The sequence below is a fragment of the Pedobacter sp. A2324 genome (assembly GCF_059693705.1).
Map to the genome: position 1 here is coordinate 348,258 of NZ_JCASSK010000001.1, position 26,512 is coordinate 374,769.

General features: G+C 40.0%; 21 protein-coding genes. 11 read left to right on the top strand and 10 right to left on the bottom strand.

The genetic code is table 11. The features are described from left to right. The first annotated feature begins 29 nt into the window (after positions 1 to 29). Together AC570I_RS01555 and AC570I_RS01560 are read left to right on the top strand one after the other, a co-directional pair. Positions 30 to 1,061, top strand: coding sequence for a GntR family transcriptional regulator (locus AC570I_RS01555; protein WP_316797945.1), 1,032 nt, complete (start codon positions 30 to 32; stop codon positions 1,059 to 1,061). A gap of 198 nt (positions 1,062 to 1,259) precedes the next feature. Further along, positions 1,260 to 4,637, top strand: a complete 3,378-nt coding sequence (locus AC570I_RS01560) for a DEAD/DEAH box helicase (protein ID WP_497403801.1) — start codon at positions 1,260 to 1,262, stop codon at positions 4,635 to 4,637. Here the strand turns inward: AC570I_RS01560 and AC570I_RS01565 are convergent. Together AC570I_RS01565 and AC570I_RS01570 are read right to left on the bottom strand one after the other, a co-directional pair. Further along, positions 4,634 to 5,437, bottom strand: a complete 804-nt coding sequence (locus AC570I_RS01565; protein WP_497403803.1) for an SDR family oxidoreductase — start codon at positions 5,435 to 5,437, stop codon at positions 4,634 to 4,636. The genes AC570I_RS01560 and AC570I_RS01565 overlap by 4 nt on opposite strands. Before the next feature lie 19 nt (positions 5,438 to 5,456). After that, positions 5,457 to 6,038 (bottom strand): thymidine kinase, encoded by a 582-nt coding sequence (locus AC570I_RS01570; protein ID WP_497403805.1) that lies wholly within the window; start codon positions 6,036 to 6,038, stop codon positions 5,457 to 5,459. 113 nt (positions 6,039 to 6,151) lie between these two features. Between AC570I_RS01570 and AC570I_RS01575 the strand changes: the two genes are divergently transcribed. Then, positions 6,152 to 7,381, top strand: coding sequence for a DUF8457 domain-containing protein (locus AC570I_RS01575; RefSeq protein WP_497403807.1), 1,230 nt, complete (start codon positions 6,152 to 6,154; stop codon positions 7,379 to 7,381). Between the two features lie 9 nt (positions 7,382 to 7,390). Here the strand turns inward: AC570I_RS01575 and rodA are convergent, their stop codons facing one another. From rodA to purN, 7 genes are all read right to left on the bottom strand, one after another. Beyond that, positions 7,391 to 8,656 carry a rod shape-determining protein RodA gene (gene rodA, locus AC570I_RS01580; protein ID WP_497403809.1) on the bottom strand — a complete coding sequence of 422 codons (1,266 nt, stop codon included), beginning with the start codon at positions 8,654 to 8,656 and terminating at the stop codon, positions 7,391 to 7,393. Then, positions 8,656 to 10,644: a penicillin-binding protein 2 gene (gene mrdA / locus AC570I_RS01585; protein WP_497403811.1), complete on the bottom strand. Its 1,989-nt coding sequence runs from the start codon at positions 10,642 to 10,644 to the stop codon at positions 8,656 to 8,658. The genes rodA and mrdA overlap by 1 nt, the downstream gene beginning before the upstream one ends. Further along, positions 10,644 to 11,159 carry a hypothetical protein gene (locus tag AC570I_RS01590; protein ID WP_047798153.1) on the bottom strand — a complete coding sequence of 172 codons (516 nt, stop codon included), beginning with the start codon at positions 11,157 to 11,159 and terminating at the stop codon, positions 10,644 to 10,646. The genes mrdA and AC570I_RS01590 overlap by 1 nt, the downstream gene beginning before the upstream one ends. After that, positions 11,152 to 11,991 (bottom strand): rod shape-determining protein MreC, encoded by an 840-nt coding sequence (mreC, locus tag AC570I_RS01595; RefSeq protein ID WP_047798152.1) that lies wholly within the window; start codon positions 11,989 to 11,991, stop codon positions 11,152 to 11,154. Before mreC ends, AC570I_RS01590 begins: the two co-directional genes overlap by 8 nt. Positions 11,992 to 12,075: 84 nt before the next feature. Then, positions 12,076 to 13,098 carry a rod shape-determining protein gene (locus tag AC570I_RS01600; RefSeq protein WP_010601761.1) on the bottom strand — a complete coding sequence of 341 codons (1,023 nt, stop codon included), beginning with the start codon at positions 13,096 to 13,098 and terminating at the stop codon, positions 12,076 to 12,078. A gap of 175 nt (positions 13,099 to 13,273) precedes the next feature. Continuing rightward, on the bottom strand, positions 13,274 to 14,800 hold the full coding sequence (gene purH / locus AC570I_RS01605) for a bifunctional phosphoribosylaminoimidazolecarboxamide formyltransferase/IMP cyclohydrolase (RefSeq protein WP_497403814.1): 1,527 nt from the start codon (positions 14,798 to 14,800) through the stop codon (positions 13,274 to 13,276). Between the two features lie 122 nt (positions 14,801 to 14,922). After that, positions 14,923 to 15,501: a phosphoribosylglycinamide formyltransferase gene (gene purN, locus AC570I_RS01610; RefSeq protein ID WP_497403816.1), complete on the bottom strand. Its 579-nt coding sequence runs from the start codon at positions 15,499 to 15,501 to the stop codon at positions 14,923 to 14,925. A 323-nt stretch (positions 15,502 to 15,824) separates the two neighbouring features. Here purN and rpsT point away from each other — a divergent pair, with 323 nt between their 5' ends. Together rpsT and radC are read left to right on the top strand one after the other, a co-directional pair. Then, positions 15,825 to 16,079, top strand: coding sequence for a 30S ribosomal protein S20 (gene rpsT / locus AC570I_RS01615; RefSeq protein WP_047798150.1), 255 nt, complete (start codon positions 15,825 to 15,827; stop codon positions 16,077 to 16,079). A gap of 135 nt (positions 16,080 to 16,214) precedes the next feature. Further along, positions 16,215 to 16,913, top strand: coding sequence for a RadC family protein (radC, locus tag AC570I_RS01620; RefSeq protein WP_047798149.1), 699 nt, complete (start codon positions 16,215 to 16,217; stop codon positions 16,911 to 16,913). Positions 16,914 to 16,954: 41 nt separating this feature from the next. Here the strand turns inward: radC and AC570I_RS01625 are convergent, their stop codons facing one another. Then, positions 16,955 to 17,791, bottom strand: a complete 837-nt coding sequence (locus AC570I_RS01625) for an endonuclease/exonuclease/phosphatase family protein (RefSeq protein WP_497403819.1) — start codon at positions 17,789 to 17,791, stop codon at positions 16,955 to 16,957. A 268-nt stretch (positions 17,792 to 18,059) separates the two neighbouring features. Between AC570I_RS01625 and pheT the strand changes: the two genes are divergently transcribed. The 6 genes from pheT to AC570I_RS01655 all read left to right on the top strand — a co-directional run bounded on the left by pheT (position 18,060) and on the right by AC570I_RS01655 (position 26,490). Beyond that, a complete protein-coding gene (gene pheT, locus AC570I_RS01630; protein WP_497403821.1) occupies positions 18,060 to 20,459 on the top strand; it encodes a phenylalanine--tRNA ligase subunit beta in 2,400 nt (799 codons plus the stop codon). 32 nt (positions 20,460 to 20,491) lie between these two features. Next, positions 20,492 to 20,782, top strand: a complete 291-nt coding sequence (locus AC570I_RS01635; RefSeq protein ID WP_497403823.1) for a hypothetical protein — start codon at positions 20,492 to 20,494, stop codon at positions 20,780 to 20,782. A 34-nt stretch (positions 20,783 to 20,816) separates the two neighbouring features. Continuing rightward, positions 20,817 to 21,107: a cell division protein ZapA gene (locus tag AC570I_RS01640; protein WP_047798145.1), complete on the top strand. Its 291-nt coding sequence runs from the start codon at positions 20,817 to 20,819 to the stop codon at positions 21,105 to 21,107. Between the two features lie 267 nt (positions 21,108 to 21,374). Further along, the gene (rny, locus tag AC570I_RS01645) at positions 21,375 to 22,946 is read left to right on the top strand and encodes a ribonuclease Y (protein WP_497403826.1); all 1,572 of its coding nucleotides are present in this window, start codon (positions 21,375 to 21,377) and stop codon (positions 22,944 to 22,946) included. Positions 22,947 to 23,061: 115 nt separating this feature from the next. Further along, complete coding sequence (locus AC570I_RS01650) at positions 23,062 to 23,577, top strand: Mpo1 family 2-hydroxy fatty acid dioxygenase (RefSeq protein ID WP_497403828.1); 516 nt, start codon at positions 23,062 to 23,064, stop codon at positions 23,575 to 23,577. A gap of 111 nt (positions 23,578 to 23,688) precedes the next feature. Then, positions 23,689 to 26,490 carry a TonB-dependent receptor gene (locus AC570I_RS01655; RefSeq protein ID WP_497403830.1) on the top strand — a complete coding sequence of 934 codons (2,802 nt, stop codon included), beginning with the start codon at positions 23,689 to 23,691 and terminating at the stop codon, positions 26,488 to 26,490. The last annotated feature ends 22 nt before the right edge of the window (positions 26,491 to 26,512 follow it).

Consider the following 26,512-nt stretch of genomic DNA (forward strand, 5'->3'; position numbering starts at 1 on the left):
ATTGCTATATTCGAAAAAGCGATATTGATTTGAAACCCGACGATTTAATTTCCTGCATCCAGATCGATGAATATTCATCGACGCCAAAATATAAGCAGCTTACCAATGCCATTCTTGGCGCTATTGAGAGTGGCAAGTTGAAACAGGGCAGTCTGTTGCCCTCGATTAATGAGCTGAGCTTTAGTTTGGAAATGTCGAGAGATACCGCTGAAAAAGGCTATAGGAATCTCAGAAAAATCGGCGTGGTAGATTCCGTCCCCGGAAAAGGTTACTTCATTGTCAATACCGATTTCTCCAGGAAATTAAAGGTTTGTCTGCTTTTTAATAAACTCAGCACCCATAAAAAAATTATTTACGATGCTTTCACGAAATCGATTGGTGAGCGTGCCGCAATAGATTTTTATATCTATAACAACGATTACGTACTTTTTAAAAAAATGATCACCACCAAGCTGGAGGAATATACCCACTTTGTGATCATACCACACTTTTTGGAGGGTGGTGAAAATGCACACGAAATCATCAATACCATACCGAAAGAAAAGCTGGTGATGCTGGATAAAATTTTACCGGGCATAACCGGTGATTTTGCTGCAGCTTATGAAAACTTTGCACAGGATATTTACGCTGCACTGGAGCAGGCCCTGGAACGTTTATCAAATTACAATACCCTTAAAATCATTTTCCCTAAAAACAGTTACTTTCCTCATGAGATATTGACAGGTTTTTATCGATTTTGCCAGCAATATGCTTTTAATCATAAGGTAATTCACAATATAAAAGAGGAAGAGATAAGTGTTGGAGAAGTTTACATCAATTTGATGGAGGATGATCTGGTTACCCTGATTGAGCGGTTAATTGTTCAGAAGCTTACTATAGGTAAGGATGTTGGGGTGATTTCCTATAATGAAACCCCGCTCAAGAGAATTATCCTGGATGGTATTACCACCATTTCTACAGATTTCACTGCGCTCGGATCGCAGGCGGCTGAATTTGTGTTAAGTGGTAAAACAGGTAAAATAGAAGTGCCGTTTTATTTGAATTTAAGGAAGTCTTTGTAGGTTGCAGATTGACCGGTGATGGTTTCTCCCGCAGATTTCGCAGATGATAGGTTTTCCTGCAAATCCTTAAACGATAGTTTTTCCCGCAGATTTCGCAGATGACGCAGATTTATTTAATCGCTTGCTTTCTACTTGATACCGATACCCACTACTTGATACTCACTACTAAAACCTTATTTTTACGGAAAATTCAATTAAGTGAGGGAAGAGCTAGCAGATAACCAACCGGAAATAAATCCTTATGATTATGTTTTGAGGGATTTTAACCTGAAGGACCTCAGTGCTATTGTTATTCTTAAACATTTAAACCAACAAATTGATACGGGCGCAAAAGGATTTTATCAGTTATATCCTGAGCAAATTGAAATTGACTTTGCCATATTCAGTTATCACCACGATACCGAATTATTTCCGATTGTACAGGTAAAGCAGGATGATCATCAGGTGCGTTTAATGTGCCGTTGCAATACGCCAAAAACAAAGCTGTGTGCTCACCAGGCAAGGGTTTTGTATAATATTCTGCAGCGGCCCGACCTTTTAATTTTCTTTGATGAAAACCTGCGCAGGCAAAAACTGCTCAAAGTAGCATTCGACTATGGGCTGGAGCACGAGCCACACCTCGATTCATTCTTCAATTTAATCTTTGTTGAGAATGAGCTGTTGATAAAACCTAAGATGGGTCAGTTACAACCTTTCAATAAAGAAGCACGGCAGCACCTCGGAAATGTTTTGTTGCCCAAGGCAAAAACAAAAATTGATACTGGCGGGCAAAAAGAAAATCTCATTCTGGTTTTGGGCCAGCACCGTTATTATAGCCACCTTACTTTGTCGCTCTTTCATGCAGCTGTAACCAGAAACGGAAAAGTCAAAAACCCGTTGAAGGAAATTAACGCATCTGATTTGATTTTTAAAACGACTGATGTTGATGAGATCAAATTTTACGGGGGGGTTAATACCTTTCAGCAAAATTATAATAATGACCAGGCTGAGCTGGAAATTGAAGCCTTAAAGGCTGTGGTTAAAAACCCATTGAAACTTACTTTCTACATTCAGGATCAAAAGCAATCTGGAGGTATACAAGCCACCACCATCAATCCGGTATTGGTAAGTTTCCTCAACATTGATCTACGCCTTTCTGTGAACCAGAAAGACGATTTCTATGAAATTACCGGTAGATTGATTATTGACGGGAAAAGCTATGAACTTGATCAGCTTGTTTTAATTCACCGGTATTTCATTAAACTTAAGAATCAGTTGTTTCTGATTTCCAGACTGGATATGCTTCAGGTGATTGGTTTTTTTCAAAAGCAGAGCAACCGGTTAATCTTACACCGCTCCAAATATGCAGAATTTCAGAAGTTAATACTGATCCAACTGGAAGGCAATATTCAGGTTGATTATTCCTACCTGAAGCCTGCAAGCAAAAGCCAGATACAGGAAAAAGGTTTCGATCTGGAGAACGAACAGCTCATTTACCTTTCAGAATCTGAAGACTTTATACTCATCACTCCGGTAATGCGCTATGGCGATCAGGAGATACCGGTTTTATCGAAAAGAAAAATCCAGGCACAGGATAAGCTTGGAAATGTATTTACCGTTTACCGTGATGAAGAAGCCGAATTACAATTCATCGGGCGGATTATTAAACAGCATCCTTTCTTTTATGAACAGGATGCCAACGATTCTTTTTACCTGCACCGAAAGAGGTTTTTAGAGGAAGCCTGGTTTCTGGAGGCCTTTGAGAACTGGCGTAACTATGGTTACCATATCCTGGGATTCAATACTTTAAAGCAAAACAAACTGAGCGGTTATAAGCCGGAAATTAATATTGAAGTATTAAGTGGTACCGATTGGTTTGAAACTAAAGTAAAACTAAAATTCGGCAAGCAGCAGGTGGCATTGAAACACCTGCATAAATCGATCAGAAATAAAAGCAGGTTTGTAACCCTTGATGATGGCACGCAGGGCATTCTGCCCGAAACCTGGCTGCAGAAATTTACAGAGTATTTTAATGCCGGCGAGGTAACAGATGAATCAATTCTAACGCCTAAAATCAAATTTGCGACTTTAAACGATCTTTATGAAGATGCTTTGTTGGATGGCGAGGTAAAAAACGAGCTTCAAAACTATAAACGTAAATTCGAAGGCACAAGCCAGATCAGCGAGGTGGCTATACCGGAAGGGTTGAACGCTACACTGCGTCATTATCAACAGGATGGATTGAACTGGTTGAATTTTCTTGATGACTTTAATTTTGGTGCCTGCCTGGCCGATGACATGGGCCTGGGGAAAACCATTCAGGTCATCGCCTTCTTTCTGTCGCAGCGAAATAAGGTTCAGCATAATACGAATCTGGTAGTGGTTCCGGCGTCATTGATTTTCAATTGGCAAACAGAAATATCCCGGTTCGCTCCCTCATTAAAAGTAATGGTAATTTACGGCAACAGCCGGATAAAAACCACGGATCCTTTCGATGATTATGAAGTGATTTTAACTTCGTACGGAACATTAGTGTCTGATGTCCGGTTCCTGAAAGACTACCGTTTCAACTACATCTGCCTGGATGAGTCACAAAATATCAAGAATCCTGATTCGCAGCGCTACAAAGCCGTGCGGATGTTGAAATCGAGGAATAAGATTGTAATGACCGGTACGCCCATTGAGAACAGCACATTTGATTTGTATGGACAGCTTTCTTTCGCCTGCCCCGGTTTATTTGGCAGCAAACAGCAGTTCGCCGATTTATATTCTACCCCAATAGACCAGTTCAAAGATAAAAGACGCGCAGAAGAACTGCAAAGAAAGATAAAGCCATTTATTTTACGTAGAACGAAGGAGCAGGTAGCAGAAGAGCTTCCGGATAAAACGGAGATTGTGCTGTATTGTGAAATGGGAGAGGAGCAGCGTGAGGTATATGAAGCAAACAAAAAAGAGATTCAGGATTTCATCTTGAAGAAAACGGAAGATGAACTTCCCAAAAGCGCCATGCATGTGCTCAAAAGCATTACGCAATTGAGACAGCTCTGTAACTCTGCTGCACTGCTTGCCGACGGGAAAAGCTATCTCCAGGCTTCCGCCAAGATTGAAGTGCTTATGGAGCAGATAGAAAGTAAAGCAGGCAGACATAAGATACTGGTATTCTCACAGTTTGTAAGTATGCTCGACCTCATTAAAAAACGTTTGGAACTTGCCGGAGTCCGTTATGCTTACCTCACCGGGCAAACCCGAAACAGGGCGGAGGTGGTAAAATCATTTCAGGAAGATGAATCGGTTTCGGTTTTCCTGATCAGTTTAAAAGCAGGGGGTACAGGTTTAAATTTAACAGCCGCTGATTATGTTTACCTCGTAGATCCATGGTGGAATCCGGCGGTCGAAAACCAGGCCATAGACAGGGCTTATCGCATTGGTCAGCATAAAAACGTAATGGCTGTAAGGCTGATTTGTCCGGATACAATTGAGGAGAAGATCATGAAACTGCAGGCCACCAAAAAAGACCTGGCTCGCAACCTGATACAGACGGATGGCGAATGGTTTAAAAAGCTGAATAAAGCAGAGCTGCTTGGTTTACTGAGTTAAGCAACGGAGATATCTATTTGAAACCTGTAGTCCAGATACTCTGGAACGTTTAAGCTTTCCACCAGTTTCCATTCGTTTTTTTCCTGAATGAATTCGGGTATGGCTAGCCCCATTTCCTGTGCGGAATGGGTATAGAAATCAGTCCTGCTCGGGTGTGCAGGTGCACATGCATTATAAATATGGCCGAATGCCTGGGTTTGTAAAAGCTTTACTGCAATTCCTACGGCGTCAATCTGGTGAATCAGATTCACGGGAGCCAAACCATTGGGGATATTGCTTTTGCCGGCAAAAAATCTTCCCGCATTTCGGTTAGGGCCAATCAATCCCGAAAAGCGGAGCACGGTAGAATGATCCGGGCGCTTTTCCTTTATAATTTGTTCAGCGGCCAATACCATCTTTCCAGAATCAGTGTCGGGCATGGTTTCACTAAATTCATTTACAGTCCGGTTTTCATCGCCATAAACACTCGTAGAACTGATGAGGAGTACTTGAGTTGAGGGGTTACTAACACCATTTAGTATGGCTTCAATCTTTTTCGGATAATCGCTAAGTTCTGGTGAATTTCGTTTCGGTGGAATGCAGATGAACAACACCTCACTATCAAAAAATGCAGGATCAGCATCGACTTGATCTGCAGTAAAGTTAACCAGAAAGGCTTCGATACTTTCTTCTTGCAATGTGCTGAGCTTTTCGGGCGTTGTGGTTGATCCTTTGACCTGGTAGCCCAGCAGGATCAGCTCTTTGGCCAGTGCTAAACCAAACCAGCCACAACCTAAAATAGAAACAGTTTTTATACTCATGTTGAACGGATGAATATCCTTACCCTTTATCCACATTATAGCAGGCCCTGCACCGTGGTTCGTAACTCTCTTTCTCACCTAAAAGTACCGTATTTTCATCTGCTACAGTGCGATAGCTATAAAGAGCAGGATTGCCACAGCAAACACAAACCGCATTTACTTTGGTAACATGCTCGGCGATGGCCATTAAAGCGGGCATAGGGCCGAAAGGCTTACCGGTGAAGTCCATATCCAATCCGGCAACAATGACACGGATGCCTTTAAGTGCCAGTTTATTACACACCTCAGGCAATTCATTATCGAAGAACTGTGCCTCATCTATACCTACCACCTGCGTATTCGCACCCAGTAACAAAATCGCTGAAGCGCTTTCTACCGGTGTTGAGCTAATGGAGTTGAGATCGTGCGAAACTACCGCAGTTTCATGGTAGCGGGTATCGGTACGGGGTTTAAAGATTTCGACATTTAACTTAGCAATCTGGGCGCGTTTTAATCTGCGGATCAGCTCTTCGGTTTTTCCGGAAAACATTGAACCACATACAACTTCAATACTTCCTGAAAACTCACCCCTTCTCCTAAAATTTTGTTCGCTGAATAACATGCCCTGCCTGATGTATGTCCTATTAATTTTAAACCGAACAAATATGAGAATTATGTGTTATTTTTGAACACATAGTTACCAACATAAATCAGCAAATTTTTCGTTTAAAGTATATGATGAACCAACAGGATATCTTCAATAAAGTCGGCAATATTTTAAGAGAACTTAACGAGCAATATCAGTTTCTTGCTCAAAATCCAACTCAGTTAAATGATCTGGAACTTGAATTATTCCTGGCCAACGCTGATTTCCTGGCAGATCATGTACGCATAGTACAAAAACTTAACGCCGCGGTTGAGCACGCTGCACCACATCCGGCTCATGCACTTCTTGAAGAACAGAACACCATTGTTCTTCCTCAAAGCAGTGTACAGCCCTTGCCAGAAACGACTCCGGTTGAACTGGAAAAGCTGGAGGAAATTGCGACAGCGGAAGAGCAGGAAGAACGTGTTGACGTAAAGCCTGCACAAGAGCTGTTTGATGACGAAGCCATAGAGGAAGAGGTAACAGAGCAGGTGCTGGAAAAAGACTTTTTTAAGCCTGACCAGGAAGACCACAGCTTTGAATTTATTCTCGGTAACCACAGTGAAGAAGACCAGTTTGATTATGAAGCCAAATCTGTGGAGGAAATTTTCGACAGGCCCTTAAGTAAAGCTGAAGAGGAAATTCTGGCGCAGAAGAAAAGAATTCATCAGCAATATGAAACATCTTTAAATACAGCTAATGAGGGAAAGATTACCGAGGATGATGAGATTGGTCCGGAGCCTTTCCTGATTTCGCATGATGAAGATATTTCGCATGAAGATGAGATTCAGCCGGAAGTTGAACTGCCAGAAATTAAAGTGCCGCAAGCACAACAAAATCCAACACCGGTTTTACCTGTGGAAGAACCGGCTGCCGTTAAAACGGAACCTATTGCAGCTTTGCGTGATGTTGAAATGGACGAACCTGTTATTTCTCCGCCAGTTGCAGAACGGCCGATTTTCACACCCGAAGCCATTCCTGTAAAACCTGCAGCACAACCGATATCATCTGCACCCGCACCGAGCCTGAATGACCTCCTTGCCCGTACCAATGCCAAAGAGAATGAACCTGTAAAATCTCCAATTGCGGATTTAAAACAGGGTATCAGCATTAACGAAAAATTACTTTTTATCAGAGAACTTTTCAAAGGATATAACCTGGCTTATTCTGAAGCAATCGATATCGTTAATAAAATGAATTCTTTTGAGGCTGCCGACAGCTTTCTGCAAAGCAATTATGCGGTAAAAAATGACTGGGCCAGTAAACAGACTACAGTTGATCAGTTTTACGAATTATTAAACAGAAGGTTTAGTCATTAAGCCAGTGGCCTAAAAGAATCCCATCCGGTTCGAATCGAGCTTAAGAAAAATAAATAACAAAATGGTGAAACTCCAGAGGGAGGAGCCGCCATAACTGATCAGCGGTAGTGGTATCCCGATTACCGGTATAATTCCGATGGTCATTCCGATATTGATGAAAATATGGAAAAACAGGATACAGGCCACACTGTAACCATAAACCCGGGAAAAAGTAGATCGTTGCCTTTCTGCCAGATTGATTAATCTCAGCAGCAGAAAAATATATAACCCAATCACGACTGAACAACCTGCAAAGCCCCACTCTTCACCAATAGTAGAAAAGATGAAGTCGGTACTTTGTTCGGGAACGTAGCCATATTTGGTTTGTGTGCCTTCAAGAAATCCGCGCCCGGTTGCCTGGCCCGAGCCTATAGCAATCTGCGATTGAATCACATTATATCCTGCCCCCTTATTATCTGTTTTCAGGCCCAGCATCAGCTCAATGCGGCTTCTCTGGTGGGGTGCCAGTACTTTTTCATAGGCAACCTTGATCAGGAACAGGTATCCGATTGCAAAGGCTGCAACGATGATGGTAGAAAAGATGATTTTCTGCTTCCGCCTGTTGTTGTAGATAAATAGTCCGGCAATGATGGTAATGATGGCAATTAGTATGTAAGTGGGTACCAGGAAATCGGCAACAAACAGCACAATCATCCCCAGGAATATTAGGAGGAAGTAGCCTGATAATCCTTCGCGGTAAAGAGGGAACATAAAGGCCAGGAACACCAGTGCAGAGCCTGTATCGGGCTGAAGCATGATTAATAATAAAGGTGCTCCAACAATTAGAGCAGCAATGGCAATCGATTTAAAATCCCTAAATTTCGGATTAAAAGCACCTACATATCTTGCAAGTAGCAATGCTGTACCAAACTTGGCAAACTCAGCGGGTTGTAATTTGAAAGAACCAATGGCAATCCAGGCCTGATTTCCCGCTACCTTATTTCCGATCACCAAAACCGCCAGTAACAATACCAGGGTTCCGCCATATATAAAAGGCGAGAAAACGTTAAACAACCTCCCGTCAAACAGCAAGATCGACAAACCTAATACCAGCCCGCTAATGATGTAAATAAGCTGTTTACCATAACTGCTGGTAAAATCAAAACCAACTTTATCAGGATTGTATATAGACGCATAGATATTTACAAAACCAATGGCGCAAAGTGCAATATAGATTAATACCGTAATCCAATCTACGTTAAAGAAAAACCGGTTTGTCTGTTGCTGCTGTTGCATTATTTTTTACCGCTGTTTTGTGTTTGTTTATCAGTAAGTTGTACTGTTAAAGGACGTTTCTGTGTTGCCGCTTTAATTCTCAGGCTATCATTTGTCCGTTTTGCCGAGTCTGCCTTTTTGATAGATAGGCTATCGGTTTTTGTCAGTTTCGGTTTTTTAGACTTATCGATGAGGGCAGGCAGGAGATTCTGGTTTTTCATCCATTCTACCTGGGCTGCACGTGCTCCGGTTACATTGCCTTTAATGTATTTTTCTACCATGTAACTGGCAATGGGTGCGGCATAGGTACTTCCAAAACCTGCATTTTCGACAATTACTGCGATGGCAATTTTTGGATTATCACGAGGCGCAAATCCAATAAATACGGAGTGGTTTTTTCCATGTGGATTTTGTACTGTTCCGGTTTTACCACATAACAGGACATCTGGAATACGCGATAGCGTGGCAGTTCCCCAGCCACTATTCACGCAGTCTTGCATTCCATCAATTACAGGGTTAAAGTATTTGGCATCTACACCGACATAGTTTTTCTCTACATACTCCTTTTTTATCCTATCGCCCATGGCCTTAATCAAATGCGGTTTAATATAGTAACCCCTGTTGGCAATAATGGCCATGGCATTTGCAATTTGAAGTGGCGTGGCGGTAATTTCACCCTGCCCGATGGCCTGAGAAATTACGGTAGTATAACCCCATCTTTTACCGTAAATTTTATCGTAGTGGTCGGCATTGTAAAAATAACCCTCTTTTTCGAAAGGCAGGTCGATATCCAGTTTTTGCCCGAAGCCAAACTTAGCGATTTTGTCGCGCCAGTCCTGATAAGTCTGGCGTTGGGCTTTCATCCCGTTTCTGGTGATTAATTTCTGGAATACATGACAGAAATAGGTATTGCAAGAGCGGGCAATACCCCGGCGCATGCTGATGTTGCCATCTACGTGCTCACACTTTACTTTATGGTTCCCGGCCATATAGTAGCCTGGACAATTAAAAGTCATGTTTTCATCTACCACGCCCTCTTGCAGGGCCAGTAAGGCATCAATTGGCTTAAATGATGAACCAGGTGGGTATTTACCCTGTATCGGACGAACGATCGACGGCTTATATGGATTACTGATCAGGCCCATGTAGTTATTTCCCTGACTGCGGCCGACTAATAAATTCGGATCGTAGCCCGGGCTGCTTACAAAAGCGAGTACTTCACCTGTTGCCGGTTCGATGGCAACGATAGCCCCAACCTTGTTGTTCATCAGTTGCTCACCCAGTTTCTGGATGCGGATATCGATACCAGAAATCAACCGTTCACCCGATACCGCATTGATGTCGTATTTCCCGTCGGCATAACTGCCCTGAGGCGTATTATGTACATCATAGATGGTGTTGACCACGCCTTTTTCACCTCTTAACGTTTCCTCATATGATCTTTCCAGGCCACTTTTCCCTTTATAATCACCAGGCTTGTAGAACCCTTCCGACCGTGCAATGTCTGCACTGTCAACTTCTTTCACATACCCGAAAAGCTGTCCGCCAACACTATCCGGATAGTGCCTGATGGTACGGTCCTGAGTAGAGAAACCAGGGAAACGGTACATGATTTCCTGTAAACGGGCATAACTTTGTACCGAGATCTGTTTAACAAAAGGTGTAGCCTGGTAATTGGATTTTGCCTTGGCGCGACGCATAAACTTACGTGCATCGGCCATGGTAATTTCCAGCGCATTGGCCAGGGTCAGCGTATCGAAAGCTTTGACTTCGTTAGGAATAACCATTAAATCATAAACTGGCTCATTTTGTACGATTACCTTGCCGTTACGATCTAATATGGCACCCCGGGCAGGATATTTAAATTTCTTTTTAAGCACATTACTTTCGGCAGAAACGAAAGCTTTGTCGCTGATAATCTGTATGTAGAAAAGTTTACCTAATAAGATAAGTGCAATTACGATGAATAATCCTTGAACGATATATTTTCGGTTGAATAGTTGATCCATTAGCGGGATGATCTTTTATAGAAAATTGATTCTACTAAATAAATAATAATCAATGTAAAGATACAACTTAAGCCGCATCTCATTAAGGTGTAACCAATTTCAGTTAGCCTAAATGTTTCTAAAAAGAACAGCACTAAATGATGCGTAATTACACAAAGGAGTGCGTAAAGAGAAAACCATTGAAAACCCATATAACTTAACGATGGCTCAGGGTCGTCAATTGCATCACGGTTTAAACTGATGGAAATAAAAGATATGCGTACAAATGCAAGCGCTACACAAGCGGTAGCATGCACGCCCATGGTGTCGTAAAAAGCATCAAGGGTTAAACCGGTTCCGAACGCCAGTAGATACAATAAAATATTCGGTATTTCGAAAGGCAGCAGCATGATAAACAACACATAAATGAATGGTGTAGACAGGTCATAGAAACCCATGTTCTTGAGCAGGAAAATCTGCACAAAAAGAAGGATGACCCATCTGATTACATTTACAATGATAATTCTACTATTCATTTGGTTTAACTAAACTTTCTAAAGCTTTCTGTTCGTCTGCATGTTTATCTTTCACCACATATACATACTGTAAAGTTGCAAAATCGGTAAATAAATTTACTTCTCCCGACAGGAAATTATCGTTGGTTGCAACATTTGGTTTTAAAATTTTACCTACCAGAATGCCTGCGGGAAAGGAGCCAAAACCCGACGTTACAATGCTGTCGCCAACATTCATTTTGATGTGGTTAGGTACTTCTTTGATGAAGGCTTTTCTGATGTCGAAATTGGCGTCTCCCCAAACCAGTGATCCTAATGCATTATTCTTTTTTAAGGTTACACTGATGCGGGTATCTTTATGCAGTAAAGATTGTATCGTGGCAAGATGTTCTGAAACGTCGCGTATGAAACCCACTACACCCCTTTGAGGAGCAATTACCGCCATGCCATTCTTAATCCCATCAATGCTTCCTTTATTGATGGTCATGACGTTGTTTCGCAGTGTTATGGAATTCTTTACCACTTTAGCCGCCAGGTAGGTATACTGCTGATGAGTTATCGTATCAATCACTTTAACGTCTTTCGACGTATCAGCAGTGGTAATGCGCAGTAGCTGGGTTTTTAACCGGGCATTTTCTGCCGCCAGACTATCATTCACCATCCCAAGGTTTAAATATCTTTTAAAAACATTTAAACGTTCATAAGCGTTGCCTACTACCTCATTCGATGAATTCAGGGTTACACTTCGCTGGTATGCATTATTTTTGATGGTCAGGTAAACCCCGATCACAAAAAAGATGATAAACAAGAAAAATGCGTTGTATCTACTGATGAAAATCCAAAGGTTACGCATTGCGATTAAGATTTGAGACAGGAGATTTGAGATATGAGATTCGGAATTTTTTCTCAAATCTCATATCTTACTTTTCACATCTGATTACTGCATTAAGAATTTATAACCGCCAATGTTTTTAAGGGCGATACCTGTACCACGAACAACCGCACGAAGTGGATCTTCGGCTACGTGAACGGGTAGTTTGGTTTTAGCAGCAACACGTTTATCTAAACCTCTTAATAGTGCACCACCACCGGTTAAGTAAATACCGGTTTGGTAAATATCTGCTGAAAGTTCCGGAGGAGTAATCTCTAATGCTTTCAAAATTGCCTCTTCAATTTTGGAAATTGATTTATCCAGACAGTGTGCAATTTCGGTATAAGATACGGTAATCTGTTTTGGAACACCGGTCATCAAATCGCGGCCCTGAACAGCAAAATCTGCAGGCGCATCCTGTAATTCAGGTAATGCTGCACCCACTTCAATTTTGATTTTCTCAGCTGTACGGTCACCAATCATAATGTTATGCTGACGACGGATATAGTTTACGATATCAGAGTCAAAGTTGTCTCCCGCCACGCGGATAGACTGGTCGCATACAATACCAGATAATGCGATAACTGCAATTTCAGTAGTACCACCGCCGATATCGATAATCATATTACCCATTGGCTCTTCTACGTCGATACCAATACCTACAGCGGCAGCCATTGGTTCGTGAATCAGGTAAACCTCTTTAGCGCCTGCAATTTCAGCAGAGTCGCGCACAGCACGTTTCTCAACTTCAGTAATCCCCGAAGGAATACAGATGACCATTCGCAAAGATGGAAACATCCATCCTTTACCGCCATTAAGCATACGGATCATCCCTTTAATCATTGCTTCTGCAGCGTTGAAATCAGCAATAACCCCATCCTTTAGCGGACGAACAGTTTTAATATTATCGTGGGTTTTACCCTCCATTTGCATAGCCTGACGGCCAATAGCAATAACTTTATTTGTTGTACGATCGAAAGCAACGATTGATGGTTCATCCACCACTACTTTGTCGTTATGTATAATCAGGGTATTCGCAGTGCCTAAGTCGATGGCCACTTCTTGCGTAAACCAGTTGAATAATCCCATGTATGAGTTATGATTTCTTAAATAGTTAAATATCTACCTATTCTTAAATGTAAAAATAGCTTTTTTATTGCTTTAAGTATTATTTTCTTTAGCGAATAAGCTAAAAGAACAATCAGAAAGACGAAAGGTGACAGCAATGTGCTATATGCCTTAATCTTTCTGCATCAGCATGATACTAGTGCTTAAAGTGTCTTACTCCGGTTGTTACCATTGAAATGCCTTTTTCATCCGCTTTCGCTACTGAATCAGCATCTTTGATGGAACCACCCGGCTGCAGTACTGCAGTAATGCCTGCATCGGCAGCAATCTCTACGCAATCAGGGAAAGGGAAGAAGGCATCGGATGCCATTGCACTTCCTTTCACGCTAAAGCCAAATGAAGCTGCTTTTTCGATGGCTTGTCTCAAGGCATCAACACGTGAAGTTTGACCAACGCCACTCGCAATCAGTACATCATCTTTAACCAATACAATGGTGTTCGATTTAGTATGTTTTACAATTTTATTAGCGAAATGTAAGTCTTTTAATTCCTGCGCTGTAGGTGCTTTTTCAGTTACAGCAGTCATTTGCTCAGGTCCTTCGATAATTAAATCTTTATCCTGCTCAATCACTCCGTTTAGTAAGGTTTTGAATTGTTTTTTGCTCAACTCAACATCATTACGTTGCAAAATAACGCGGTTTTTCTTTTTGCTGAACAACTCAACAGCTTCTGGCTGATAGGAAGGAGCAATTAATACTTCGAAAAACAAGTTGTTGATTTCTTCTGCCGTTGCCAGATCAACCTCAACGTTGGTAATCAATACACCACCAAAAGCGGAAACAGGATCGCAGGCTAATGCATCAATCCATGCTTGCTTAACCGTTGGGCGTGAAGCGATACCGCAGGCATTTGTATGTTTTAAGATGGCAAAGGTAGGATCTTCAAACTCATCAATTAATGCTACTGCTGCATCTACGTCTACCAGGTTATTATATGAAAGTTCTTTTCCGTTTAATTTGGTAAACATGGCATCTAAATCACCATAGAATACTGCACCTTGATGAGGGTTTTCACCATAACGCAAGGTTTTGGCTTCAGCCACACTTTGTTTGAAAACATCAAGTGGTTCTTCCTCGTTAAAGTAATTGAAGATGGCTGTATCATAATGAGACGAGGTATGGAATGCTTTTTTTGCATAAGCTTTACGCTGAGCCAAAGTAGTTTCGCCGTTTTGTTCTTCCAGTTGAGCCTGTAGAGTAGGGTAGTCGTTCTTTGAAGCAAGGATTACAACATCATTGAAGTTTTTTGCAGCTGCACGGATTAGTGAGATACCACCAATATCGATTTTTTCGATGATTTCGTTAGGTGTTCCACCAGCTTTTACGGTTTCTTCGAAAGGGTACAGGTCAACAATTACTAAATCAATCTCAGGGATTTCATATTCTGCAATTTGCTCCTGATCGCCCGCTAAACCTCTGCGATTTAAGATGCCACCAAAAACTTTTGGGTGTAATGTTTTAACGCGGCCACCTAAAATAGATGGATAACCTGTTAAATCTTCAACAGCCGTAACTGGTAAATTTAAATCTTTGATGAATTGTTCTGTTCCACCGGTAGAGAATAACCGGACACCTTGGGCGGCCAATAATTTTACCAATGGTGCTAAACCATCTTTATAATATACTGAAATTAAAGCGTTTTTGATTTTAATGGGTTGACTCATTCTACTGTAAATTTTGAGCCGCAAAGGTAGTAAAACAGTATTGTTTTTTTATAATGTTTGCCGGTAAAAAAAGAGTGTGTTTTATTGTATTACGCTGATATGTTTTTTACGCGGTTACTTATTTATTTTTTAACTTTTTTTACCAGCGTTTCTATCACCCTTGGGTAGTGAAGGTGTTCCAGCTGCTGGCCTTTAAATTTAACCATCTCGAGGTTGTCGCCCTTATCGATTTTATATTTAGCCTGATAAATGTATTCCCCTTCATCGTAGTTTTCATCAACATAATGAATGGTAATGCCACCTTCACTTTCGCCCGCTGCAATTACTGCATTGTGTACATAATCCCCATACATGCCTTTGCCTCCAAACTTTGGTAAAATGGCGGGGTGGATATTCACAATTCTGCCAGGGTATGCGGCAATCAGGTTTTTCGGAATAAGCCATAGAAAACCTGCTAATACAATAAAATCAATATCAAGATTTTTGAGCAGGTCGATTACTTCATCAGTTTTTGTAAATTCATACCTGTCGAAAATGTGACTGGGGATTTCAAAATTATCGGCTCTCTGAAGCACATAGGCGTCGGGATTATTGGTGAGTACCAATGCGATTTCTATTTCATTGCTTCTTTTAAAATGCTCCATCAGTTTTTGGGCATTCGACCCTGAACCAGAAGCGAAGATGGCTATTCGTTTTTTCACTCGATAATCGTTTTCTCCAAAAATAGTATTTTTAGGTATGTTTTTGTTATCGAAGCCGATTTTTATTGCCTTTGGGTTTGTATGGAATTTTGCGGGTAATCATTTGAAAAGGTTCGGCTTTGGTTTTGATGTTAGCACTTTCTTTTTTATTAACGGGCTAAAGTGGTATAAATGCGAAATTTAATGTATTTTTGTGCCTCGCAATGAGGGGGTTATTTTATTTAATAAAAAAACAAAATTGTTTTGTGTTTTAAAAAGATTAACTCTATATTTGCAACCCGAATTAAAGGAAACGAAAAAGAAAAATAAAAGGCTAAATAGAAATGGCAAATCATAAATCTTCATTAAAAAGAATTAGAGCAAACGCAACAAAACGTTTACGTAACAGATATCAGGCAAAAACTACACGTACTTTCATCAAAAGATTACGTGCTGCAGAAGATAAAAAATCTGCAACAGATTTATTGCCTAAAGTAATCTCTATGTTAGATCGTTTAGCTAAAAAGAACATTATCCACAAAAACAAAGCAGCTAACAACAAATCGAAATTAACGAAATTCGTTAACGGTTTAGCATAGTCTACTTTTATGATATAAGGAACGGCACTGATAAAATCAGTGCCGTTTTTTTGTATGTTAAATAATTTATTTTTACGATATTAGTGAAAGCATCCCAGCCAACAGTTGGGATGCTTTTTTTTTGTCTGAAAATTTATGGAATATTACGATCAGAAACTCGGGATAAAACTGTGGGCTGAGGAAGACCGCCCGCGTGAAAAACTGCTGCTTAACGGAAGGAGACATTTAACTGATGCGGAATTGATTGCAATTTTAATTGGATCAGGTAATAAACATGAAACAGCTGTGGATCTTAGTAAACGGATTCTCGCTTTCTATGAAAACAATCTTAGTAAGTTGGGGAAGGCATCTGTTCCTGAACTTTCTAAATTTAAAGGAATTGGTGAAGCGAAGGCCATTTCAATAGTTGCAGGGTTGGAGCTTGGTTTAAGAAGAAGGGAAAGTCACGATGAACAGCTCACGCAGGTTACCGCATCCAGCGATGTGCATAAGTTTCTTTACCAGACCTTCAGAGATCTCAATCATGAAGAGTTCTGGATTTTGTTGCTCAATCGTTCCAACCATATTATTGGTAAGCACCTCATCAGCAAAGGGGGGCAGGCCGGCACAGTTGCAGATCCGAAAATCATTTTTAAAGTTGCGCTTGAAAATAATGCTGCAAATATCGTGTTGGCCCATAACCATCCTTCAGGCAATTTAAAACCCAGCGACAGAGACAACAAACTCACACGTGATTTGGTTGCCTCCGGCCTGATGCTGGGTCTTTATGTAATTGATCATGTCATCTTTGCCAATCAGCATTATTATAGTTATAAGGATGAAGGCTTGCTATAAAGTTGAATGAGTTAGGCAGGTTCATATTTGCAGGGAACGGTTTAAAACCATAGTCTTGCGAAAACAGGTAAATGGTCTGATGGGTATCGTTTATTTTTGCTGTCGCTAATCACAGCGAATTTTTGAACCTTAAAGCCTTTGTTTACGAAAATGTAATCAATTTTATCTTTCAGATCGCTGTTGAAATTAAAAGCATTAAATGTTCCCGTTGGTCCGTATGCAGGTTCTTCACTCACCTCTTTCGCGTCGGACAGGAAAGATTTTATTGTGGCTATCGCTTCAGTGTCGGGCGTAACGTTTAAGTCGCCTGTAAATACCACAGGTAGGGTTGGTGCAATCTGCTGGATCTTTTGTTTTAACAATTTAGCTGATTCAATTCTGGCTTTTACGCCAATATGATCGTAATGGGTATTGAACACCAGAAACTCTTTCTTATTAGTTTTATCAAACAACCTCACCCAGCTACAAACCCTGTTCAGGGCAGCATCCCATCCTTTAGAAGGTACATCAGGGGTTTCCGAAAGCCAGAAGGTGCCACCATCTTTTTTCGTGAAGCGATCTTTGTCGAAATAAACAGCAGCAAATTCCCCTTTACGTTTACCGTCTTCACGGCCAACCCCTACCACATCAAAATTGGATTTTTCGAGCAAAGCGTCGAACTGCTCAGGTAAGGCTTCCTGAACACAAAGGATATCTGCGTCGTGAAATTTAACCAGGGCCTTTACATCATCTTTACGGTTCGGCCAGGCGTTTACACCATCAGATGGTACATTTAAACGAATATTATAGGAAATGATATTGATTGGGGCACCCTTTTTTTGTGCCAGCACAACTGTCGAAATCAGGATCAGCGATAAGATGGTTTTTAAAATTTTCATTGGTTATTCTGTTTTATAGTGCTGCAATATTAACCATTTCATATTAACACAGTTTTAAGTTTTGCTACAATCATCGCTGGTTTATCGCACACGTTCAAAAAATCGCTAAATGAGCATTTCGCTGGTGGTTTGCATTTTATTACATCAGTTTCCCCGTTTGGTTTTCTGCTTTGACCTTTAAATAATATCTTTGCGTTTTATAATTCCGGAAACAGATAGCAGCGCTTTTGATCTCCAATCTGACATCTGGAATCTCAAATCTAAATAGATGAAAATATCATACAACTGGTTAAAGCAATTCGTTCAAATAGATAAAACGCCGCAGGAACTTTCGTTAATTTTAACCAACGTAGGTTTAGAGGTAGAAAGCGTAGAGCAGGTTCAGCCTGTAGTGGGTGGTTTGGAAGGCCTGGTTATTGGCGAGGTTTTAACCTGCGTTCAGCACCCTAACGCTGATCGTTTGCGTATCACTACGGTAAATGTTGGCGGAAAAGAGAATCTCCAGATTGTTTGTGGTGCACCTAATGTCGGTGCCGGACAAAAAGTGGTGGTGGCAACTGTAGGTACTACAGTTTATCCATTGGAAGGCGAGCCGTTCAAAATCAAAGAATCCAAAATCAGGGGAGAGCTTTCTCAGGGAATGATATGTGCTGAGGATGAAATTGGTTTAGGTAAATCTCACGATGGCATTATGATTCTGGCTGAGGATACCGAAGTTGGCATCAGGGCAAAAGATCACTTTCAAATGGAGGATGATTTTATATTTGAGATTGGTTTAACACCAAACCGTGCTGATGCAGCCTCACACCTGGGGGTAGCCAGAGACTTGGCTGCTTATTTCAGAAGCGAGTATGAAATGCCGGATCTTTTAGCTTTTAAAACAGATAATGAAAATTTGGTTATCCCCGTGGAAGTGGAAGATTCAGCCGCTTGTCCACGTTATAGTAGCCTAACCATTTCTGGCGTAACTGTATGCGAATCGCCAGAGTGGCTTAAAGATAAATTAAAAGTAATTGGTCTTCGTCCGATTAATAATGTTGTGGATGTGACCAATTATGTACTACACGGCTTAGGTCAGCCACTGCATGCCTTCGATGCAGATAAAATCACCGGCGGCAAGGTTCTTGTTAAAAAAGTATCCGAAGGGACACCTTTTATTACTTTAGATGATGTAGAACGCAAGCTGAGTGCAGATGATTTAATGATTTGCAATGCCGACGAACCCATGTGCATAGCAGGTGTTTTTGGAGGCAAGACCTCGGGTGTGGAGGCGAATACCAGCAATATTTTCCTGGAGAGTGCCTATTTCAATTCGGTTTCTGTTCGTAAAACAGCAAAAAGACATGGATTAAAAACTGACGCTTCTTTCCGTTTTGAGCGTGGAACAGACCCTGAAATTACCGTTACGGCACTGAAATATGCCGCACTTTTAATTAAAGAAATTGCCGGCGGTGAAATTTCATCATCAGTATCGGATATTTATCCAAATCATATCCGTCCGTTTGAGTTTGAAGTGAGTTACACCAATATCAATAAATTAATCGGTGCGAACATTCCGGCTACGGAAATTAAACATATCATCACAGCCCTTGGAATTACAGCAACAAGTACATCTGAAGATACCCTGGCTTTAAGGGTGCCTTCGTTTAAAGTTGATGTGACCCGTGAGTGTGACATTACTGAGGAAGTGCTGCGAATTTATGGATATAACAATATTGAGATCCCTTCAAAGGTAAATGCATCGCTTTCTTACAGCGTAAAGCCAGAAAAGGAAAATACACATAACGTAATCGCTGATATGCTTACTGCCAATGGTTACGCGGAAATTATGTGTAACTCTCTAACCAGGTCAGCTTACTCGAAGAATCTGGATGAGGCAGTGTTCATTTTAAATCCTCTAAGCAGTGATTTGAATGTAATGCGTCAAAATTTATTGATGCCTGTACTGGAGAGTGTGGCATATAACCAGAACCGTAAAAATGCAGATGTTAAATTCTATGAGTTTGGCAAAACCTACCACCTGATTAATGAAAAGTATGTGGAGCGTCCGCGTTTATTTCTGTTAATCTCAGGAGCTAAGCAAGGTGAGCAATGGAATCAAAATTCAAAATCTGCTACTTTTTATAATTTAAAGTCGGCGGTAGATGCCATTGTATCACGTTTGGGTATATCGAGCTTTCAAACCGATACACTGAATGATGAAAACTTTGCATATGGGATCAGATATTTCCGCGGAGATAAATCGATTGTTAGTTTTGGAGCTGCAACTAAAGCAGACCGTAAAGTTGCCGATGTAAATGCTGAGGTTTTCTATGCTGATTTTGACTGGGCTGCCATTCTTGATATTGTTAAGAAAAATAAAATCGTTAATAAAGAGGTTTCAAAATACCCTCAGGTGCGCAGGGATTTATCGTTGCTGATAGACCAGGCGGTAACCTTTGATACGTTGAAAGGCATCGCTTTCAAAACTGATAAAAAACTGATTAAAGAAGTTGGTGTGTTCGACGTGTATGTGGGCGATAAATTACCTGAAGGTAAAAAATCTTACGCTTTAAACTTCATTTTACAGGATGAGGAGCAAACCCTTACAGATAAGCAGATTGACAATACCATGCAGAAGCTAATTGCGAATTTAACGCAGCAAGCTGGTGCAGAAATTAGGAAATAAAATATAAATTCGTATTTTTAGAAAATAAATCCATGGCTTCTGTTGCAGATCAATTAGATAAAGTATTACAAAAAACAGCTCAGTTGATTGAGTTATGTGGTGCTTTGCAGGAAGAAAGTGATTTATTAAGGCTTGAAAATCAATCGTTAAAAGTTGCACTTGATACGGCCAAGGTTAAGAACGTAGAACTTGAAGAAAAGTTAAGGGTTACCAAACTGGCCAAAAGTATTGAGGGAACAAGTGAGAAATCGCTTGATATTAAACAAAAAATTAACGATTTTGTGCGGGAGATTGATAAAAGTATCGCATTATTAAAGAAATAAAATGATGCGCGGAAATCAGAAACTAAGCTAACAAATGGGAGAAATCTCGATTAAAATAACCATTTCCGACCGTATTTATCCCTTAAAGGTAAATACAGAAGAGGAAGAAATTGTGAGGCGGGCAGCCAAAATGATCAATGAGCGCATAAAGGATTATCAGGATAATTATGCGGTTAGAGATAAGCAGGATCTTCTTTCTATGGCAGTGTTGCATTATGCTACTGCGGTATTAAGAACTGAAAATAAAGTACAAAGCCAGGATACTGCTGTTGCCGATAAAGTCGAAGAATTGGATGTTTTACTCAATGGTTTCTTTGCAAAATAAAAGGTTCGTTCTTTTAAAGTAATCGTTTTTCAGGCTTAAGCCAGAGCGACTTCTTTAATATATATTAGCACAAAAATATAGCCGCAGCTAGTTTTTGAGTTTCAAAATTTATAAAACTTAACACTTCAATATCTATGGGGTTAAGAGGGCGTATTTCATCTGCTTAGGCACCTGAAAATGGCTTAAATCCCAATTATGCTTAGTTGAGGTTTAAAATTATTGGGACTTAAAAAATTAGGTGCGGTTTTTTTTTACTTAAAAAACAAAATGGAGATAACGGAAATTCTAGGATACATATTTGCCCTTATAGCAGGCTTAGGTATCGGTATAGCAGTAGGTAGATACTTATTGCGCAACTTGCTTAAACAGCAGGAGGTTGCAGCTCAAAACAAGGTGAAAAAGATTTTGAAAGATGCAGAGAACAATGCAGAAATCTTAAAAAAGAACAAGCTTTTAGAAGCAAAGGAAAAGTTTCTACAACTGAAAGCTGAGCATGAGCAGGAAGTTAATGCAAAAAACAATACCATTAATCAGCGTGAGAATACCATTAAGCAGAAAGAGCAGTCGGTAAACCAGCGCATGGAAAACTTCAACAAAAAAGAGCAGGAGCTTGATAAGCAAAAAGGCAACCTGGAAAAGCAGACTGAACTGGCTGTGAAAAAACAGGAAGAAGTTGAAGTATTGAAAAACCAACACCTTAAACAGCTGGAGACTATTGCAGGGCTATCGGCTGAAGAAGCTAAGGATCAGCTTGTGGAAAACCTGAAACAGGAAGCCCGTACACAGGCCATGATGCAGGTGAAGGATATCGTTGATGAAGCTAAACTAACAGCAAGTAAAGAGGCTAAAAAAGTGGTTATCCAAACGATTCAGCGTACAGCAACTGAGGCAGCCATTGAAAATTCGGTTTCTATATTCCACATTGAGAGCGACGAGATTAAAGGTCGTGTAATTGGCAGAGAAGGTAGAAATATTCGTGCTTTAGAAGCTGCTACCGGAATTGAAATCATTGTGGATGATACTCCTGAAGCCATTATATTATCTGGCTTTGATCCGGTAAGAAGGGAAATTGCCCGTTTGGCATTACACCGTTTGGTAACAGACGGCCGTATCCACCCCGCTCGTATTGAAGAAATTGTTGCAAAAACCAAAAAGCAAATTGAAGACGAGATCGTTGAAATTGGTGAACGTACTGTAATCGATTTAGGTATCCATGGTTTACACCCTGAGCTTATCCGCATGGTAGGGCGTATGCGTTACCGTTCATCTTACGGACAGAACCTTTTACACCACTCGCGCGAGGTGGCTAATTTCTGTGCTACAATGGCAGCAGAATTGGGCTTAAATGCTAAAATGGCTAAACGTGCCGGTTTATTACACGATATAGGTAAAGTGCCTGATGATAATCCGGAACTACCTCACGCAATTTTAGGAATGCAATTGGCTGAGAAATATAAGGAACATCCGGAAATTTGCAACGCCATTGGAGCCCACCATGATGAAATCGAAATGACTTCAATGATTTCTCCGATTGTACAAGCTTGTGATGCCATCTCAGGCGCCCGTCCTGGTGCGCGTAGAGAGGTAGTGGAAAGCTATATTAAGCGTTTAAAAGATCTGGAAGAACTGGCACTTTCTTACCCTGGTGTTGAAAAGACATTTGCCATACAGGCAGGTAGAGAATTACGTGTAATTGTAGAGAGTGAAAGAATTACAGATGCACAGGCTGAACTACTTGCGGCAGATATTTCAACACGTATCCAAACGGAAATGACTTATCCAGGTCAGATTAAAGTGACTGTAATCAGGGAAACCCGTTCAGTAGCGTTTGCGAAATAAGATTATTTTAGTCAAAATAATATCAGGCGTTGAGCATTGCTCAACGCCTTTTTTATGAAATAAGATTCAGGCGGTTTTTGCCTCAGATTCGCTTGCTTTTTCATAATTTTGCTTCATGAGCAAATCAACTATACAGATTGAACCAAAGCGTCAGGTAGATGTACTTTTTGACAAGTATGCCGAAAGCCACCAGAATCCGACAAACAAACTGGTTCACTGGATTTGCGTTCCGCTTATAGTTTTTAGTTTACTTGGTCTGGTTTGGCAAATTCCCTTTCCTCATATCGGATTCCTGGGTAGCTACAATGGGTACTTCAACTGGGCCTCTTTTCTTTTAGCATTTAGTCTGTATTACTATTATACCTTATCACCTGTACTGTTCTTCTTCATGATCTGGGTAGTTGGTTTGATGAGCTATATCATTGTAAAAATAGAACAGGCTGTTGGTTTGGGAAGTGGAACCGCTTACGCCATTTATGCTGCAATATTCGTTGCCGCCTGGGCTGGCCAGTTCATAGGTCATAAAATTGAAGGGAAAAAACCATCGTTTTTAGATGATGTTAAGTTCCTGTTAATTGGTCCGATCTGGCTTTTGCACTTTATTTGCAAAAAGACTGGTATTAAATACTAAACCAGAAGCAGCTAACATTAAATTAACATTTAGCTAAACAAAGCTTAATTAACATCTAACATACAGCTAACATTGTGGTAATAGCTTTGCCTAAAATAAAACACAGGCAAATTGGAATTAATCACAATTTTAAAAAAATCGGCATTTACAATGCTGGTTTTATTTCTAAGCATCACTGCTTACGCTCAAACCGGAAAAATCTCTGGTACAGTATCAGATAAAAAAACAGGTGAAACCCTGATTGGTGTTACCGTTAAAATTAAAGGAACAACGAAAGGCGTTTCTACAGATGTTGATGGAAAGTACAACCTGCAAGGTATGGCTTCCGGTAAGTATGTACTAGAATTTTCATACGTTGGTTACCAAACAAAGGAAATATCCGATATAGATGTTAAAGCTCCCGCACTCACTTCTTTAAACGTAAACCTAAGTGAAGCAAGTGGTCAAAGTCTTGGTGAGGTTGTTGTTAAAGCAAGCTTCAAACAAGAATCTGTAAATTCACTATATGCTAAACAAAAAAACAGTGCTGTAATTTCTGACGGTATAGCTAGTGATCAGATTAAAAAATCTCCTGATAGAAATACTTCTGATATCTTAAAACGAGTTAGTGGTGCTACCGTTCAGGATAATAAATTCGTTGTCATTAGAGGTTTAGGCGATCGATATAATACAGCAACCCTGGATGGATCTTCTTTACCTAGTACAGAACCTAATCGTAAGGCTTTTTCATTTGATATTGTTCCATCAAATCTCGTAGATAATTTAATCATAAGCAAAACGGCTACACCTGACTTACCTGCCGATTTTACCGGTGGTGCCATTCAAATATCTACAAAAGACATTCCAGATAGTAATTTCATCAGTTTAGGTATTGGTGGAGGTTACAACACCGCATCAACTTTTAAAAACTTTAAGAGTGGTGTAAGAACTGCAACGGATTACCTTGGATTTGATAACGGTGACAAAGCATTACCTTCCAATTTTCCTTCTCGCAACCGAATATTAAGTGGTACCCTAAGTACTGAAGACGGAACTAGGGCTATGAATAATCTTCCAAAGGATTGGAAAACATATAATAATACTGCCTTACCTACTCAGAATTATCAATTTACTTTGGGAAGGGTAAAAGATTTTAAAGAAAGCAATAACAGATTGGGTGCATTATTTTCTTTAACTTATAGAAATGCTCAAAACATTTACAGCGATGTAATTCGTGATTATGTAAACGTAAATTATCGCGACAATATTTATAAGTTTTCTACCAATATTGGTGGCCTGGCAAATTTTGCCTATACCTTCGGTAAAAGTAAAATCACGTTTAAAAATATATATAACAGAACTTATGACGACCAATACCTGGAGCGTAATGGTTACAACAGTGATAGAAATAGGGATATTCAATTCTATGCATTTGATTTGATGCAAAAATCTTTATTCAAATCAACTGTTGAAGGAACTCATCAGCTAGGCGAAAATAATTCTAAAATTGATTGGTCTTTGAGTTATGCAAACATATTAAACGATCAACCGGACCAGAAGAAAATTATTTATCAAAGAAACCCATCAGATATCGGTACAAACAATTATGTTTTCATTGCTCAGACAGATCAGGTAAATAAAGAAAACTCAAGATTGTTTTCAAAGTTAAATGAAGATAATTATAGCGGCGGAGTTAATTATACTCGTCCTCTAAAAATGTTTAGCCAGGTTGCGACATTTAAAGCGGGCTTAAATTCGATTTATCGTGATCGTACGTTTGACGCTAGGTTTATTGGACTAAGAGCTAATCAAAATGCTGCAAATAAAGATGAAATTAACAGGAGACCAAAAGCAACATTATATGCAAGGGACGCCATAAACAGTGGAGCTTATTTGCTAGATGACATCTCATTGGATGGTGATAGTTATACAGCTCATTCAATGACTAATGCTGGTTACTTGATGTTGGATAATAAATTTGGTGAAAAATCAAGGTTAGTATGGGGTGTAAGGGTGGAACAATTCAATGTTGTGTTAGATGCTAAAGTTCCTACTCCGGAAACATCAGTTGATGATAACTATGTGGATGTATTGCCATCAGCAAACTATACTTATAGCCTAACACCAAAAATAAATTTAAGAGCATCATACTATCGTACACTTGCAAGACCCGAATTCAGAGAATTAGCAGCATCATCTATCTACGATTATGAGTTATTAGCTTTGCAACAAGGTAATACTAAATTAAAGGAAGCAAAGATTGATAATGCCGATATTCGTTTTGAGTTTTATCCACAGGCAGGTCAGATCATTTCAGTTTCTGGTTTTTATAAGAAATTCCATAATGCAATTGAATCATTTAATAGTGATGCAGGATCTTCAAGAATTATCACATTCATAAATTCGGATAATGTTAATGTTTACGGAGTTGAATTTGAGTTGCGTAAAAGCTTAGACTTTATTGCAAATACTGAATTCTTGAAGCAAACTACATTCTACACAAACCTTTCGTTTATTAAATCAAGAGTAGAAACGAATAATACTGGTATTAATTTGATCGAAACATCTAGGCCGATGGTTGGACAAGCGCCGTATATTATCAATGCCGGCCTTCAACATAGTTTCCTTGATAATAAGTTGAATTTCAACGCCCTTTATAACCGGGTGGGTAGAAAATTAACTGTAGCCGGGGGAGCCCTTTATCCAGGTACGTGGGAAGCACCACGAAATGTAGTGGATTTGCAATTGGCATTAAAAGTATTAAAAAGCAAAGGCGAGTTGAAATTTAATGCAGGTGATATTTTAAACAACCGCATCACGCAATATTATGACAATGATTTAGATAAAAAGTATAACCCTAATGGTACAGATGAAACAATTAGTAGCTATAAACCAGGAAGTAATTACTCCCTATCGTTTTCTTATAACTTCTAATGTTAAATCCAAACGCATTTAA